Genomic DNA, 17,286 nt, shown 5'->3' on the forward strand with positions numbered 1-17,286 from the left:
CGAGTCTGTAAATCAAGTCATTATTTTTTAGTTGTAGAACTCTTAACTTGGAAAGAAGGAGTGAGTGTCATGCCACCAATTTCAGTGCCTCAACCAAAAACATTTGGCCCACTGGGCAATTTGCCGCAATTGAACTTTGAAGAGCCGGTACAATCTTTGGTGAAACTGGCTGAAGAATACGGACCGATCTTTCGTATGGAGTACCCCGGACGAAGTGAATTGTATATTTCCGGTCACGAACTGGTCGCCGAGGTAACAGATGAATCCAAATTCGACAAACGGGTGTGGGCACCCCTTGCGAAGGTTCGTGCTTTTGCAGGAGATGGGCTATTTACGAGTTGGACCGAGGAACCGAATTGGAAAAAAGCCCATAACGTACTGCTGCCAAGTTTCAGTCAACGTGCGATGCAGGGATATCACAACAAAATGATTGATCTGGCTGTGCAGCTGGTTCAGAAATGGTCACGATTGAACCCGGATGAGACGGTTAACGTTCCGGATGATATGACACGTCTTACGCTCGACACGATTGGCCTGTGTGGGTTCAACTATCGGTTTAACAGCTTCTATCGGGAAGAACCACATCCATTCATTACGAGTATGGTTCGTGCGTTGGATGAATCCATGAGTTCATTGCAGCGACTGCGTCTGCAAGACAAGTTGATGATCACCAAAAAGAAACAGTTTGAACAGGATATCCGTTCCATGTTTTCTTTGGTGGATCACATTATTGCCGAGCGCAAAGAGAAACCGCAGGAAGGCGCAGATGATCTGTTGTCCCACATGCTCAGCGGCAAGGACCCGGAAACAGGAGAAACGCTGGATGATGAGAACATCCGTTATCAGATTATTACATTCCTGATCGCTGGACATGAGACCACAAGTGGACTGTTATCCTTCGCTGTTTATTATCTGATGAAGAATCCGGATACGCTGGCTAAAGCCCAAGCTGAGGTGGATCAGATTCTGAAAGATCCGGTTCCAACGTACAACCAGGTTCGCAATCTGAAGTACGTTCGTATGGTTTTGAATGAAGCATTGCGGTTATGGCCTACGGCCCCGGCATTTTCTCTGTATGCAAAAGAGGACACTGTACTTGCGGGTCAATATCCTTTGCAAAAAGGAGACAGTGTCAGTGTACTTATTCCCAAGCTGCATCGTGACCGCGAAGCCTGGGGAGACGACGTAGAGGAATTCCGCCCGGAACGGTTCGAAGATCCGAGCAAAGTGCCGCATGATGCCTATAAACCTTTTGGTAATGGTCAACGGGCCTGTATTGGTCAGCAGTTTGCACTTCAGGAAGCAACGCTGGTACTGGGCATGGTGTTGAAGCATTTTGACTTCATAGATCATTCTGATTATCAGTTAAAAGTGAAAGAAACGCTGACGCTCAAACCGGATAACTTCACAATTCGTGTACGTGCGCGTGGCGGGCAGCCAGTCATGGCCGTTCCGGGTGTAGCGGTTGAAGAACCAAAGCCGGTTGCCAAAAGAACGGAGCCGGATGCAGCCAATGCCCACCACACACCGATGCTTGTTCTGTACGGTTCCAATCTGGGTACCGCTGAAGGCATTGCACGTGAAATTGCAGATACCGCCAGATATCAGGGTTTCCGGAGTGAGGTTGCTACGCTGGATGATCGTGTTGGCAAACTGCCAAAGGAGGGTGCCGTCATTATTGTCAGTGCATCCTATAATGGTCAGCCGCCAAGTAATGCCAAGATGTTTGTCGAGTGGATCGAACATGCAGATGCGAATGAATTCAAAGGTGTGCGTTTCGCCGTTCTTGGATGCGGTGACCACAACTGGGCCAGCACCTATCAGCGTATTCCGCGTTTAATAGATGAACAGTTATCTTCCAGAGGAGCAGAGCGGTTATCACCGCTGGGTGAGTCAGATGCCAGCGGTGATTTTGAGAAACAGGTGGGGGATTGGACGGAGCAATTATGGCCAGATCTCGCACGAACGATGGGACTGAAACTGAACACAAGCTCCAATAGCGAACGCAGTTCACTGTCTGTACAGTTTGTCAGCGGACTCGCCGTAACACCGCTTGCCGATACGTATGATGCACATGTGGCAGAAGTATTTGAGAACAGGGAGCTTCACGACGCGGGCAGTGAACGCAGCACACGTCACTTGGAGATCAAATTGCCTGAAGGCATAACCTACAAGGAAGGGGATCACCTGGGCATTCTGCCGCAGAACCCACCGGAGCTGGTGGAACGTGTACTTCGTCGTTATGGATTCACCGGAACGGAGCATCTGGTTCTGGATGCATCCGGTCGCAGTGCCGCGCATCTGCCGCTGCATCAACCGGTTAATCTGTATGATCTGCTCAGTCATAGCGTTGAGCTTCAGGAGGCGGCAACTCGTGCGCAGTTGAGAGAAATGGCAGCATACACCGTATGTCCACCACATAAGAAGGAGCTTGAAGCGCTGCTTGATGAATCTGTGTATATGGATGTAGTTCGGAACAAACGGATCTCCATGCTGGATTATCTGGAGAAATATGAGGCATGTGAATTGCCGTTTGAGCGTTTCCTTGAATTATTGCCTTCATTAAAAGCCAGATATTATTCGATCTCCAGTTCACCGCGTGTTCAGCCTGATCAAGCGAGTATTACGGTCAGTGTTGTTCGCGCCCCGGCATGGAGTGGACAGGGAGAATACAAAGGCATTGCGTCCAACTATCTGGCTAACCTGAAGTCGGGTGACGAGATCGTAATGTTCACGCGGACACCGGAATCCGGGTTCCAACTGCCTGAGGATGCACAAGTTCCCGTCATCATGGTAGGGCCGGGTACAGGTGTTGCTCCATTCCGAGGTTTCTTGCAAGCAAGGCATGTATTGAAGGAACAAGGTCAAGAGGTTGGCGAAGCCCACCTGTACTTTGGATGCCGGAATCCCGAGCATGATTATCTGTATAAAAATGAACTGGAAGCAGCCCAGCAAGAAGGGCTTGTAAAACTTCATACGGCCTTCTCCCGTGTAGATGGGGAGGATAAATGTTATGTACAGCATCTGATGAGAGACGATGCCCATCATCTGATTCCTTTGTTTGAAGAGGGTGCGCATCTGTATATCTGCGGTGATGGCAGCAAGATGGCACCTGATGTGGAAGCTACACTCCAGCAGGCATACGCTGATATTCATGGCAAATCCGCGAAGGAAGCAGAAGATTGGCTTAATCAGCTTCAGCAGGAAGGTCGTTATGCCAAGGACGTATGGACAGGCATCTGATGTACACATGTGAAGGGTCAGCTTGATCCGTAACTGGCTGAGCGGTGAGATACAGAAGCAGTTCTGTTCTCACCGCTTTTTGACATAAAATGATTCTTCAGCAGATAAGTGGTTGCATGGGTTATAATTATATATTGGAAGGGAGCACCCGTATGCAGACATTAGGGAACCATTGTATGGCTTGCGAAAAGAACCAGCTTTACTTCCGCCTACAAGGCCGTTTCAGGTTTTTTCTTCCGGTGGTTGGCCGATAGATCGACTCGACGCTGGAGAGAGGAAATAATATACGGGAAGGGACTCTGCCTTTTCCCTGGAGTTCAAGATAATCCAGTCCCACGCCCACAAGTCTGATATTGTTAAATGCATTCCTGGAAGGGAAAGTCGTACGGATTCCCACTCTGACGCCTCGCCGTGTTCGAGGAATATCAAATACCCGAATGGAATTCAGACTGAGTGGAATGAATAACTGCCGGTTTACTTTGATAAACTGCCTTGGATAGACACGACGAATACGTCCCGGTTCCAACCCGGAGAGTGGAGTATTCAGTTCTGCAAGGTGCCCCTGGAGTTCTGCCAGACGCTGCTGAAGTGTTTTTCCAGTATGGAGATGCTGCCAGCTCATAAGTATTCCTCCGTTCGCCATTTGTACCTAGTATATGAAGGAACGGGGTAGGAAGGTGTACGTTTGATAGCCCATGTTCGTTAAGGCTAACGGGGTTTCTTTTATAATAGAGGAGTGATTCACATGATCGTAGAGATGTATAAAGACCTCATTAAGGATGAGCGTGGCAATTATTATATGGCAGTGCAGATCGAGGGCAATGAGCTTACGCTCGTTAATGCTTTCGTTGAAGCGGCATTCACGCCTGAACTGATCTACAATGAAGAGTTCCGTGCCAAGCATAAGGAGATGGAAGGCGGATTTGTAGGCAAAATTGCGATGGACCTGCTAAGGCATGATGTGGTCATGGGGATGAAGCAAATCGACCGCAAACTGTTGAACCTGTCGGATGTGGAACAGCAGTTCACGGTAAATTATATTGATACGATTGAATTTTATCGTCACCCGGCGTGGAACCGGAAGGTGTAAGGTGAAACTCATCTCCACTGTAACCAGAGAGAGAATGATTTCCGCAGTGGTAGTCAATTTCTATCTTGTGTCCTTATGAATAAGAAATAAAGAAATATAAACGCGCAAAAGGGAAAAGCGCAAGTGCAGGGAAGTATACCTCGGCAACTTGCGCTTTTTGCATACAAACAATTAACGATACGTAGGATGGATGATGCCAATATCGCGCTCGGTGCTCAAACTTCCATCAGCGTAACGCTGCATTTCATTTCCTTTGACCCGAATCGGAATGCGCTCTCCTTGATAGAAAAGCTCTCCCTCAACGGTGCGAACGCTCATTCCAATAACGTCTTCCAGATGTCCACTATGATCCGTCACCAGTCGAATCCCTGACGGGCCATCCAGATGAACCTTGCCATCCAGATATACCGTCATGCGATCAGACGTGTTGACCAATTCATATCCTACTCCGTTGACTTTCCGGCTATAAGCTGTGTTGCCAGATACGATCTCGCCATGATCCATGTCGATGGGGAGCAGTCCGGTAAACCAGAGCTGATTCGATCCAACAGGCATAATTCCGCATAGTCGCTCCACATAATCGAGGAGACAGAGGATGGAGGGGGAGTACGTCTCGGTAAAACCTTGTTCTCCGGTCCATGGGCTTAGTACCTGACCAAATCGCTTATCTTTGGATAGGGCGGACAAGATAGGCTGCATTACCCAGGTTAGCTCCACATATCGATGATGATACTCGAATGCGTGTGGCGCCCGAATCAGACTCAGGAAATTGGATGCCCCTCCCCAGCTGTTGTAGGAAGAAAAGGGATCAAATCTGGGATCATCCATTGAAATCGATGTAAACGGGTATTTAGCGAAAAACTTACTTGTATTCAACAGGTACCGACGCAGTAGGTTATCGAACAATTCACGGTCGCCCACCTCGCAGGCCATTACGCGGAGCAACACATCGGATTGGACTCTGACCAATTCGTCATTGCGATCCCGATCATAGAAGAACATATCCTGTTCGTCGTAACAATAACGGAAAAGACTTTCCAGGCTAGACTCGGCTTTTGCTTTCCAATCCGTTCCCGATTCTCCCAGTTCTTCAGCCATACGGGACAGATACATGCGCTGACAATAGATATTGGCGGTCAGATCCGGTGCCAGAAAAGGCAGAATCGGAGAATCCGGATGATAGGCAGAAGCATCATTCATATAAGGTGTATCCGGAACATGCCAGAAACGCGGGGATAAGTCATGTCCGGTGTCAAACGTACTGAAGGCCTCTACACAGCCAGTTCCTCGGGTATTACGGTTGTGTGCAATCCACTCATCGTAACGAACCATAGCCTTATACATCGTGTTCAGGAAAGGCGACTGCTTGCCATGATTGCTATGAAGCTGATAGTGGTTCCATACACTGCGTGCCAGTGGAGTGACCAACTGGATTTGCCGGAAAGAGGGCCCGTTTGCCGTGAGTTTATACGGGAACAATCCATCTTCTCTTTGCTGCTCGGCAAATGCGAGGTATGTTGTTTCGGACACGGAAGGAAGCAGGCGAGACAGCAGCTCCGCATTGATGGTACCTGTGCTCTCTAACCAACATCCCAGATAGATGCCACCTTCTTGTAAAATAGGATCGTTGTCTCCCATGGGCAGGATACAAGCAAGCAACTTCTCCACCGCTGCATAATACGTAGCTTCCAGTTGTCCGCCCGATGCCGCAAACCGGATACCCGACGCATGCCATTCTTGTAATAACTGCTGATCTTCCGGTTTAACTGGCTGAACTTGATCCATAATCGAAATGTTGCGCAGCCGATTTAATATCTCTTCTGTCATATGTTCCTCCTCACAGTGTCTGGTTTCTGGTTATTGATTCGATTCAAAGATTCGAACGGTCCCGTTATAGAAGTCGGAGACAGCTTGCTCCACACTTTTCCGTCCAAATCCGATCTCTTGATTTGTCTTCTGAGCTAACTTGGAGAACTCTGCAAATCCCGGAGGATTGTAACTCACCTCAAAAGGTTCAGTTTTCGTAGCTTCAGAGACAAGGTTTGTATAGTTATAGACAATCTCCTCCACAGGGCCTGCACCTTCCTGAAGAAGATTTCGATTGGCTTCCGTAACGGGCACGCCACGGTCATTACCAAGGATTTTGGTTGCTTCAGGATCATGAATCCAGAAGTCCATTAATATAGCTACTTCCTTCGGATGTTTGGTATTTGCATAACCCGATAATCCCTGACTGGATTCAAATACAACACCCGTTCCCTTAGGGCCTCGTGGTACAGGGAGTAGCACCAGAGGATCTTCCGTCAAGCTCTGGAATGCAGCAAGTTGGTTGGATGGTAGTAGAGTCATGGCTGCTTTGCCTGTGATTAACAGGGATTTACTGGTGTCATCATGCGGGTTGGACACCTGCAATTCCGGTGTGACTACACCGCCGGATGCCGAAGTCTTCTCCCAATACTGGAACCATTCCAGAATGTCTTCCTTGGTGAATCCGAGTGTGCCGTTTTTCATGTCATACAGTTGTTTACCCCTTTGTTTTAGAAAAATATCCATCCCGTCGACGGTAAAATTGTACGTCCCATAGAAGCCATCTCCGAGCTTGTCGGACAACTCTTTGCTGATGGCGGCATAGTCCGTCCAGTCCCAATCGGATGCTGGCAAAGGCACGCCGGCTTTCTCAAAGAGTGCCTTGTTAACAACAATTCCTCGTGCGTTCGCACCGGCAGAGATATGTTGCAACTTCCCGTCAAGACGTCCGTATTCGATCATAGTTTCATCCATACCGTCCAAATTCAGTTCGTTGCCAACATACGGGTCCAGATTGAGCAGGACATCTTTTTTGGCATAGTCCACGACATTTCCGCCAAGGAAAAAGATATCTGGTGCTGTGCCTGATGCCAGCTGGGTATTCAGTTTGTCGAAATATCCGGAGGAGGGTGCAAATTCACCTACAATTTTAATATCCGGATGTTTCGCCTGAAAGATCTTCAGGGCTTCATTCGTAATATCTGCCCGTTTCTGGTCACCCCACCACATGATGCGAAGTTCGACCTGTCCGCCCTCGGTCGTTCCATTATCATTACCATTGCCTGCATTATCATTGGCACCTGTATGGTCTGTTCCAGAGCAAGCTGTTACGAGTAACAAAAGTGAAGTAATCATACCAATCATGAAACGTTTGAACATGGTAAATCCCCCTGTCTATTGATATGAGAAACGTGTTGTTACTTCAGACCTGTGGTTGCAATGCCCTCAAGGAAATATCGCTGAAACAATAAAAAGATGATAGTCACGGGAAGCAGTGACAGGGTGGACATGGCAAGTAATGCGCCCCAATCGGATTGTCCTGATGGATCGAAGAGTGAGCGAATGCCCAACTGCACGGTGAACAGATCAATTTTGCTCAGATAGATCATCTGACTGAAAAAATCATCCCAGCTCCACAGGAAGGTGAAGATCGCGGTTGTAATCAGTGCTGGAACGAGCAGTGGCACTACGATTCGGAAAAAGATCTGTGATTGCCCGCAACCGTCAATGGTTGCACTCTCGTCCAGCTCCCGCGGTATACCGCGTATGAATTGAACCATGAGCAAGATGAAGAAGGAATCCTGCGCAAGCCACTTAGGCAGAATCAGCGGGAAATACGTATTAATCCATTGAAGCTCATTATAGAGAATGTACTGAGGCACCAGGGTAACATGGTAAGGCAACATAATCGTAACCAACATCATGCTGAACCACAGGCCTTTGAATCTGAACTTTAATCTGGAGAAGGCGAAGGCTGCAAGGGAACAGGAGATCACATTACCTAACACACTCATGACCGAGATCAGCACGGAGTTGCCGAAGAAACGGCCGAAAGAAATGCCCTGCAGACCTTTCCAGCCATTAATATAGTGCTCCAGCGTGAAGCTGGTTGGGAATAGACTGCCGCTGGTGAAAATGAGATGGTTTGGTTTAAACGAACTGAGAATCAACCATAGTACTGGATATAACATCAGTAGACCGAAGAGTATAATGGCGGCATGCCTCCCGGCCTGAACCAGTTGTCGTTTGATTGGCATATGCATTACCTCCCCTCCTGATTGTCCCCGTAGAACACCCAAAATCGGGATGTAACAAAGACGATTGCGGTGAATACCCCGATAATGACCAACATGATCCAAGCCAGAGCTGAAGCATAACCCATATCAAAGAACGAGAAACCTTTCAGATACAGATACAAGGTATAAAACATCGTTGCGTCGAGTGGACCCCCGCGGCCATCTCCGATCACGTAAGCTGGTGTAAACGCCTGAAATGAATTGATCATGCTCATGATCAGGTTAAAAAAGATAACGGGGGAGAGCATGGGCAGAGTGATTCCGAAAAATTGACGTATTTTTCCCGCTCCATCGACATCGGACGCTTCATATAAGTCTGCCGGGATCTGTTTCAGGCCAGCAAGAAAGATGACCATGGCAGACCCGAATTGCCACACGGATAGTGTAATGATGGTGTAGACCACATAATCTGGATGCGCAATCCAGGATGGTCCCGAGATACCAAACCAGCTTAAAAACTGATTGACCAATCCATTCCCCTCAAAGAGTTGCCGCCAGACGATTGCAATCGCAACGCTGCCGCCCAAGAGGGAAGGGATGTAATATACAGTCCGGTAGATGCCGAGGGCTCGAATACCTTTGTTCAGCGCCATCGCCACCAGTAGAGCAAAGGCAAGCCTTAGTGGAACAGATAGAAAAACATAATAAAACGTCAGCCCAAGGGACCTGCGAAAGGTATCGTCCTCGGTAAAGATGTGAACATAGTTGCTAAGTCCAGTCCAAGTCGGTGATGACAGTAGATTGAATTTGGTCATGGATAAGTATAGGGACGCAACCATCGGTCCCAGTGTCAGACAGAAGAGTCCGATCAGCCAGGGCAGAAGAAACAAGTAGGCTGTGGTATTGTGCTGACCGTATAAGGGTTTGGTCTGTTTTTTCATCATGTGCCTCCCTTCTGAATGGGTAAGAATAATAGTTACCAGTTATGAATCCGCTTACAACATGCGGCGTTCTCTTGGTAACCACATCATACCGGGGAAGGGGAGAAGCTTGAATCTCATTTCTTCGGATCATGGCTATCGATTTTTTCGGAATGCAGCAAGCGATAGTCTGACGGACTCATGTTGAACATTCTTTTGAATTTCGAGCTGAAATAACTTGGTGAACTGAAGCCGGTCAGTTCTGTAATATCCCACACGGTTAATTGGGTTTCCTTCAGCAGTTGCAAGGCGTGTTTCATCCGAACACCCGTCACATACTGAATAAAAGAGGTCCCTGCACCTTCCTTAAACAGTTCGGAGAAATAGGTAGGATAATAGTTAAACCGTTCAGCGAGTAACGTCAAGGTTAGCTCCTGCATGTAGTTCTCCTCGATATATCGCTTGGCTAAGTCTATAACCGTCTCATCCCCATCTTCTGAAGGAAGTTGTCGACTCAGGAAGTCTTGAGCCCATTGCATTAATAAGCGTTCTGCTTGATCTGGCGTCTTAAGCCACAGTATCCATTCCGGGGCTATAGGAAAATCCATCAACAGTGAAATTTGAAAAATACTTCGTGTCATTCGAGAGGGAGAAAGCTGGAATGCCTCGTGAAGTTCCTTGTGGATGATGCTGCGGAAGGAGTCCAATTCTCCTCGAATGAGGCAACGATGCAGCTTGCGTGTTGTTTCTTCAGGCAGTAATGGACTATAGTCTGTTCCTGCCTGAAGGTTTGGCCCGCTGACAGCCCGTTCAGCTGAATTCCATGCCAGAAGGGAATGGATATAACCTTCTTTCCAGTGCTCAAGTCCGGAACCAGAAAGCCCCACCCCAATCTTGAGTTCCATGGAAAAAACGGATGCCGTATGTTCCGTAAGCTGTTGGATGAATTCATGCTGCATACCATCTTGCACTATGAAATGCATGATCCCTGCGTGTGCCGAATCATGAAAAACCTGGACATTGTCTGAATCAGACTGGGCGATTTCATAACATACCATCTCAAAAGGAAGATGCATCTGCTCGTGTGAGCGATCTTTTCGAATATCCTGCTTGTCCGATTGACTTATACTGGCGGTGATGAAACAGACCTTCTGATCTTGCCATGATTCGAGATGAAATAATCTGAGCCGTTCTGGCATGGAGGAAGGCGGTAGGCGATTGCCTTTAACGAGATCAAGAAGGAAACGTTCCTTCATTTCCCGGTAATACTGAGAGAGTCGCCATTGCATCAATTCGGAATTGCCTCGAACTTTACGTTGTTCATCCAGATCCGCTTTGATTTTGCCTAATGTGGCTTTCAGTTCATCCCGGGTTACAGGCTTCAGTAAATAATCCATGACCTGACTGCGGACCCCCGCTCTGGCATATTGAAAATCTTCATAACCCGTGATAATGATAATCTGAATAGAAGGATTATAACTGCGGCAGACATCCAATAGTCTGATGCCATCCATGACAGGCATATTCATATCGGTAATCAGCAAGTCAAAATGTTCAGATTTCAAAAGTTCATCCGCTTCGATCCCATTAGAGGCTTCTCCTGTTATGACAAAACCCATGCCATGCCAATCGACTTTCAATTTTAATCCTTCGCGAACTTCGATCTCGTCATCTGCGATTAATACGTTGTACATCATATTCCTCCTGTACGGGTAGAGTCAGTTCAATACATGCGCCTCCGTTTTCATCGTTCTCCATGTGGACCGTGAACAAGCCACCATAATGCAGACGGCAACGAGCAATAACATTGCCCAGTCCAATATGCCAGCCTCCATTATGCAATATGGATTCCAATGAGGAGGGAGCAACCGGATGTTGCAACTTATTGATTATTTCTGCTGGAATACCCGGTCCGTTGTCTGAAACGCTGATGTGCAGACGATCATACATCCGGTTGATCCGTATCTGTACCTGAGCTGTCGTCTGATGCTGGAAGCTGTATTTCACTGCATTTTCAATAAGTGGTTGAAGAATAAACTTGATGATGACCACGGAGTTCAGTGTACCTTCTAACGTTACCGAAATGTCGAGTTTATGACCGAAACGAGTCTGCAAAATGGAGATATAACGCTGCACATAATCCAGCTCTTCGGTTAGCGGAACACGGTCGTCATTGGTATTGATAGAAAAGCGCATCATTTTACCCAGATCCTCAATGACCTGAACCGTATCATCCGTTCGGCGCTGAATGGCAAGACTGCTTACCAGCTCCAGAGTATTAAACATAAAATGTGGATTAATCTGTATGAGAAGTGCTTTGTACTCTGCTTGCTGGCGAAGCAGTTTCAGTTCAAATTCATTCTGGATATGCTGCCGCAGCTGACTGATCATATAACGGAAAGTGAAGATTACATAACTGATTTCGCTCTTTACATTTTTATCTGGAGGCAGAAGTGAATCCGCTTGGTCAAAAGCACCTCGTTGAACCTGTCTCATCGCCAGCACCAGTCTGGTCAAAGGTTTGGTTACGCCATGGGATAGCCATGCAGCAGCCAAGAGGGAGACCAGAATCAGGGCAATCGTCACCACGACAATCGTGCTTTGGAGCTTATGGAGAGAGAGGTACATTTCCTTTTCGGGTGCGATACCCGCCAACATCCAGCCGGTACGTCCCAGTTTCTTGAATACAAGAATGTCTCGCTGTCCTTCCTGGTTTGTGAGGTATGCCACACCGGATTTGAGCGGGCTGTTTCGAATACGATCGATCTCTGCGGTAGCTACAGCACCCAACGTTTCTACCTGCTGTGACAGAATAGGATTTCCTTGCTCGCCCAGCAGAAAAATAGTGCTATTCTCCGCAAGATGTATGCGCCGGAGCGGCTCCAGAAAATAAGATTCACTGACATTCACCTTCATGACACTCTGCGCTGTAGCATGATGAAAAGTGCCAATGGGCATCAGCAGACTGACCACCGGATTACCATGATCTCTGACACGTTCATGTTGGTCGATGTGTGCAGGTAACCAGCGTTCCCCCAACGTGTAGAAATTCGTATACCAGGATTCTTGTTGAAAGGCAGGATCATACGCTACTTGATTCTCGCTGCCAATTCGCAGTCCATTCCGACGATAGATGGATACATCCGAGATACTGGTGTAACTGTTGGTTGCCTGAGTAAGAAAACGGCTCATCGCAAGATTGGCCAGCATCTTTTCTCCTTCGGGCAGGTTCGGATCACCGATCGCGTTATCCCAGTTTTTGCCCATATCACTATTGAAAACAAGAGAGGCGACATCGTAGATCTGCAACTGCACCATGTCTACGTATGAACCGTATTCCTCCATTTTCTCAAGAGCAGAGGATTCGATGTAAGAGCGAATGACCGTGCGTGATTCCTTGAAGAGCAGGTAGGAGAGTGTGCCAAAAGCGAGGACAAACAGGACAACGATAAAGGCAATCAGGCGGTTTTTTAAAGAGAAGAACATAGATTTCCTCCTTCTACCGAGTCGACGTGCAGATTAATTATAAAAATATAAAAAAGACTGCGTGATATGCGCAGCCTTTAAATGAAATTAATAATGTAGTGCAGACCTGGGAGACTTAGAAACGAACCAGATTATTGACATTGACAGGCAAACCCGTCGCGATGGCGCGATTGGCAGCAATACCCGTCAGAATGGATCTGGCACCGTCCACGTGGTTAGCAGCGCGATGGAACGGATCTTCAACAGGCTCTCCAAACAGATCATTCAGCAGAACCGGGTCACCTCCGCCATGTCCACCTGCTTTCTCTTCCACTTCAACCTCATATGGCGTATCAAACATTGGAAGAACCCGCAACGTTTTACCGATTAAAGCACCTTCTTTACTTTTGTCACCCAATGAATTGACATAGGATTGCTCCACAATGTTCATTTCAATCCGGCCTTTGGTGCCATTAATGGCAATGCGATAACCCTCCCATGGCTGGTAGGCAACGAGGGAATAGGTCAGAATGGCTTTGTTCCGATACTTCACAAGAACACCCATCGTATCCTCAATGTTGATGCCATCCCCAAATACACTCTGATCGCGCTGGTAACCATCTTCCGATTCGGCATCCAGATACATGGACTTCATATGTGCGTCTGAATCCAAATGCAGTGCAAAAGGGTCATCCTTTGCGATCGGGTTGCCGGTTGCCCGGTTGTAGAATTGCGTTACACCGCGTTCTTCTGCGTTTTCTCTGCCGTAATACATCAGATCACCAAATGCAAACACGGTATCCGGTTGCGAGCCAATCCAGAAATTCACCAAATCGAAGTGATGGGTGGATTTGTGCACGAGTAATCCGCCGCTATTACGCTTGTCCCGATGCCAACGGCGGAAATAATCTGCCCCGTGGCGGGTATTCAGCAGCCATTCAAAGTGAACGGAAGTGACTTTCCCGATGGTATCATTCAGAATAAGTTCTCGAATCTTAGTATGGTGCGGTGCATAACGGTAGTTAAAGGTGACTCTTACGTTCTGGCCAGTCCGCTTGACAGCATCCAGAATCTCCTGACATTTCTCCTCATCGATGGTCATCGGTTTTTCGGTGACAACGTCACAACCCAGTTCCATCGCACGAATGATGTACTTGTGATGGGTGCGGTCAACACTCGTTACGATGACATAGTCAGGTTTCTCGTTCTCAATCATCTGATCAAACTGATCTGCAGGATAAGTGGGTACCTCAGGATACTCGTACTTTTCCTTCAATAGTTGATTCGCGTAGTTCATGCGGACTTGATTTATATCACAAAAGCCGACAAGCTCGGATGTATCCCTATAATCCCGGGTCAAAGCACCATAAAAAAATTCGGCGCGGCCGCCAGTTCCGACTAATACATAACGTTTCTTGTTACTCATGTCTATCGCCTCCTTGAATATAGCTCTAGACTATAACAAGGGAGTACTTCTTTCGCCGCATTTTATGCGTAACCGCTTTCAAATGCCGCATATTTTGCTATAATTTATGGAAAGGAGAGAGGGCGACATGACAGAACCTTTCAGTGCAGATTTTCATGATCCCTCGGATTTACTGCACATCGAATATGATCGTCGCATTGGATATTTCTCGATGACGGATGACCATCTGCATGATCATTATGAGTTATATTACTTGTTGTCTGGTGAGCGTATCTATTTCATCAAGGACCGGACTTACCGGGTAAAGGCTGGTGATCTGGTGTTTGTTGACCGAAATACGGTTCATAAAACATTGGAGAGCGGTATGCCTGACCATGAGCGGATGGTGCTGTATTTGAAGCCTGAGCTTTTTGCAGCCATAGCTATTTCCGCGGAGTTAGTTGAAGGCTTGAAGGAACCCTTCTGTTGGGAGATTCCTATTGTAAGGTTTCCATCTCAAGTCACTGAGGTTCTAGAACGGATGGTTAGCGAAATGGTGGATGAAATGCTTCGTCCTCAACCTGGAAGCAACCTGTTGCTCCGTCACCGGGCTGTTGAATTGTTGCTCCATGCCTATCGTAATCAACACTTGGGCAGGTTAAGCTCCGATGATCGTGAGCCGGTTCTTCATCCCAAGACACAGGCAGTTGTACGTTACCTGAATGAGAACTATCAGAAACCACTGACATTACCGGAGGTGGCGGGCATGTTTCGCATTAGTCCGCATTATCTGAGTCGATTGTTCAAACAAACGACGGGGTTTACCTTCAGTGATTATCTGAATCTGTTACGGGTAAAGGAAGCACAGCGTTTGCTGCGAGAAAGTGAAGAATCCGTTACGGATATCGCCTGGCTTGCGGGATTCAGTAACTTCTCTCATTTTGGCAAGATGTTCAAACGTACCGTTCAGGTATCACCCAGAGTTTATAGACAGGAATACAAGGAATCGGGTTCCGTGAGGACCCTAAAAGAGGGAGAGAATATACGATGATTGAAGCGAGATTAAATGAACTGGGGATCATTTTGCCACAGGCCAGTGCCCCTGCAGCGAAATACGCCAATGCCGTTATTGTGAATGGAATTATGTATGTATCCGGGAAAGGACCGGATACCTCCGAACGCGGCAAACTGGGATCAGACTTCACAACAGAGCAGGGGTATGATTTTGCCCGGAATGCTGGACTGGAGGTGCTTGCTGTCGTTCGAGATGTGTTGGGTTCACTGGATCGGGTGAAGAGAGTGGTTAAAGTGCAGGGATTCATTAATGCGTCCGCTTCGTATCAGGAGCATCATAAAGTGCTAAATGGATTCTCGGATCTGATGATGGAGGTATTTGGGGATCAGGGAGTACACGCTCGTTCAGTATTCGGTACAGTGTCCGTAAGGGATAATTTGCCGCTGATCATTGATTCTATTTTTCAAGTGGAGGAGTAGGTATAACGATGACAGAATCGTCTTCATTTAATCCAATTATGCTAACGATTCCCGAGAGCTTCCACACGGAACGCCTCACAATTCGAGCACCGCAGTGGGGGGATGGCGTAGCCGTTAATGAAGCGGTCCGTGAGAGTGCGGAGCAGCTGCGGTTGTGGTTACCTTTTGCCGAGAAAATCCCTTCGTTGGAAGAGTCTGAAGTGACTGTTCGCAAAGCAAGGCTGCAATATCTGGAACGTACCGACATGATGTTACATTTGCGTGATAGACATACGGATGAATTCGTAGGCAGCAGCGGGTTACATCGTATTGACTGGAATGCACGCTGTTTTGAGATTGGTTACTGGATTCGAACATCGCGAGCTGGTGAGGGTTTGATGACAGAAGCGGTGAAAGGCATTGAGCAATTTGCCATTACTCATCTGGAGGCGAACCGGCTGGAGATCCGCTGTGATGCCCGCAATGTGCGAAGTGCCAAAGTAGCCGAACGAGCGGGTTATACGCTGGAAGGTACACTACGTAAGATGCGGCGGGACAGTACAGGTACGCTGGTTGATTATATGGTTTTCTCCAAAATCAGAGGCAGTGAGTTCGAGTAAAGGGAGGGTAGATATGGAGCGAATCGGTCAAGGAAGAACTGCGGAAATCTATGCGTATTCGAACGAGCACATTATGAAGTTATATCGAATGGATTTTCCTCACGAAGCCGTCCAGAATGAATTTAGAATAAGTGAGTTGGCATTCAAAAAAGGACTCCCCGTCCCACAGGCAGTATCCTTGATAGAACATACTACGTCGCGTGCTGGCATTGTTTTTGAGCGAATCCAGGGGATTACCCTGTTATCACTTATCATTCAGCAACCGGAGTTACTAGAGCAGCTGGCGTTTAAAATGGCTGACTGCCATTACAGACTTCATTGCGAGCGAGATGATGAAGGAACACTCCCCTTACAGAAGCAGATTTTATCTGGAGCGATTCACAATGTTCAATTATTGTCGGAGGACGATCAAGCGCGAGTCCTTTCTTACTTAACAACATTGCCTGATCAACAACAGATCTGTCATGGCGATTTTCACCCTGATAATGTTATGCTCAGTGAGGCTGGCGATCAATACTGGGTCATTGATTGGATGACTGGTATGTCGGGTGATCCTGCGGGTGATGTGGCTCGAAGCTGGGTAATATTAATGAGTGCCACATTGCCGGAAGATACAGATTCTGCTATACGAATGGGTTTTGAAAAGGCTCGTGAATCGCTGGTCGAATTTTACATCCATCATTATATGCAACTCTCCGGGATTACACGTGAAGCAATAGAGTCCTGGATGCTGCCAGTTGCTGCCGCGCGTCTTGACGAGGATTTGCCCGCTCAAGAGGTAGAACAGCTGCTCAAGTTTGTTCAGGAACGAATTCGTCTGTTATAAAAGTTGAATTACATATTATTTACACTGACACTACGATGACAGAATAACCTTTCAATCGCTGTTATCCCCAGATTTTTTGGATTCCCTTTTCCGAAGGGGAAAATCCGGGGATAAAGGCGAGCGCTTCACTTTTTCAGGTTTTTTCTGACCTCTTCGTTATAGTGTTAATAATTAGTTCAACTTCTATAGACGAATCTAATG

Annotated in this window: 14 protein-coding genes; 6 read left to right on the forward strand and 8 right to left on the reverse strand. The window is 47.3% G+C overall.

Going from position 1 to position 17,286, the window contains the following annotated elements; all coding sequences use genetic code 11:
• Window positions 1–69 precede the first annotated feature (69 nt).
• Window positions 70–3,243 carry a bifunctional cytochrome P450/NADPH--P450 reductase gene (locus MHH25_RS12685; RefSeq protein ID WP_340020128.1) on the forward strand — a complete coding sequence of 1,058 codons (3,174 nt, stop codon included), beginning with the start codon at window positions 70–72 and terminating at the stop codon, window positions 3,241–3,243.
• A gap of 199 nt (window positions 3,244–3,442) precedes the next feature.
• Here MHH25_RS12685 and MHH25_RS12690 read toward each other — a convergent pair whose 3' ends face one another.
• Window positions 3,443–3,865, reverse strand: a complete 423-nt coding sequence (locus tag MHH25_RS12690) for a hypothetical protein (RefSeq protein ID WP_036608832.1) — start codon at window positions 3,863–3,865, stop codon at window positions 3,443–3,445.
• Between the two features lie 123 nt (window positions 3,866–3,988).
• Between MHH25_RS12690 and MHH25_RS12695 the strand changes: the two genes are divergently transcribed.
• Entirely contained in the window at window positions 3,989–4,333 is a 345-nt protein-coding gene (locus MHH25_RS12695; RefSeq protein ID WP_340020129.1) for a hypothetical protein, read from the forward strand.
• A gap of 171 nt (window positions 4,334–4,504) precedes the next feature.
• On the opposite strand, the gene MHH25_RS12700 is transcribed toward MHH25_RS12695, so the two are convergent.
• The 7 genes from MHH25_RS12700 to MHH25_RS12730 form a co-directional block, all read right to left on the reverse strand.
• The gene (locus tag MHH25_RS12700) at window positions 4,505–6,160 is read right to left on the reverse strand and encodes a hypothetical protein (protein ID WP_340020130.1); all 1,656 of its coding nucleotides are present in this window, start codon (window positions 6,158–6,160) and stop codon (window positions 4,505–4,507) included.
• A 30-nt stretch (window positions 6,161–6,190) separates the two neighbouring features.
• Window positions 6,191–7,519, reverse strand: a complete 1,329-nt coding sequence (locus tag MHH25_RS12705) for an extracellular solute-binding protein (RefSeq protein WP_340020131.1) — start codon at window positions 7,517–7,519, stop codon at window positions 6,191–6,193.
• A 38-nt stretch (window positions 7,520–7,557) separates the two neighbouring features.
• Entirely contained in the window at window positions 7,558–8,397 is an 840-nt protein-coding gene (locus tag MHH25_RS12710) for a carbohydrate ABC transporter permease (RefSeq protein WP_047844271.1), read from the reverse strand.
• A gap of 5 nt (window positions 8,398–8,402) precedes the next feature.
• The gene (locus tag MHH25_RS12715; RefSeq protein ID WP_047842642.1) at window positions 8,403–9,317 is read right to left on the reverse strand and encodes a sugar ABC transporter permease; all 915 of its coding nucleotides are present in this window, start codon (window positions 9,315–9,317) and stop codon (window positions 8,403–8,405) included.
• Between the two features lie 116 nt (window positions 9,318–9,433).
• Window positions 9,434–10,993 carry a response regulator gene (locus MHH25_RS12720; RefSeq protein WP_339187993.1) on the reverse strand — a complete coding sequence of 520 codons (1,560 nt, stop codon included), beginning with the start codon at window positions 10,991–10,993 and terminating at the stop codon, window positions 9,434–9,436.
• Window positions 10,965–12,782, reverse strand: a complete 1,818-nt coding sequence (locus tag MHH25_RS12725) for a sensor histidine kinase (RefSeq protein WP_340020133.1) — start codon at window positions 12,780–12,782, stop codon at window positions 10,965–10,967. Before MHH25_RS12725 ends, MHH25_RS12720 begins: the two co-directional genes overlap by 29 nt.
• A 115-nt stretch (window positions 12,783–12,897) precedes the next feature.
• Window positions 12,898–14,187 (reverse strand): Gfo/Idh/MocA family oxidoreductase, encoded by a 1,290-nt coding sequence (locus MHH25_RS12730; RefSeq protein WP_340020134.1) that lies wholly within the window; start codon window positions 14,185–14,187, stop codon window positions 12,898–12,900.
• Window positions 14,188–14,314: 127 nt separating this feature from the next.
• Here MHH25_RS12730 and MHH25_RS12735 point away from each other — a divergent pair, with 127 nt between their 5' ends.
• From MHH25_RS12735 to MHH25_RS12750, 4 genes are read left to right on the forward strand one after another with little or no spacing between them, the layout of a single operon-like run.
• Window positions 14,315–15,217, forward strand: a complete 903-nt coding sequence (locus MHH25_RS12735; RefSeq protein WP_339199179.1) for an AraC family transcriptional regulator — start codon at window positions 14,315–14,317, stop codon at window positions 15,215–15,217.
• Entirely contained in the window at window positions 15,214–15,660 is a 447-nt protein-coding gene (locus MHH25_RS12740) for a RidA family protein (RefSeq protein WP_036670586.1), read from the forward strand. The genes MHH25_RS12735 and MHH25_RS12740 overlap by 4 nt, the downstream gene beginning before the upstream one ends.
• A gap of 8 nt (window positions 15,661–15,668) precedes the next feature.
• Window positions 15,669–16,259 (forward strand): GNAT family N-acetyltransferase, encoded by a 591-nt coding sequence (locus MHH25_RS12745; protein ID WP_036670588.1) that lies wholly within the window; start codon window positions 15,669–15,671, stop codon window positions 16,257–16,259.
• Between the two features lie 13 nt (window positions 16,260–16,272).
• Window positions 16,273–17,085, forward strand: coding sequence for an aminoglycoside phosphotransferase family protein (locus MHH25_RS12750; protein WP_036670589.1), 813 nt, complete (start codon window positions 16,273–16,275; stop codon window positions 17,083–17,085).
• Window positions 17,086–17,286: the final 201 nt, after the last annotated feature.

It is taken from the genome of Paenibacillus sp. FSL H3-0457 (genome assembly GCF_037981725.1).
Lineage (GTDB): Bacteria > Bacillota > Bacilli > Paenibacillales > Paenibacillaceae > Paenibacillus > Paenibacillus amylolyticus.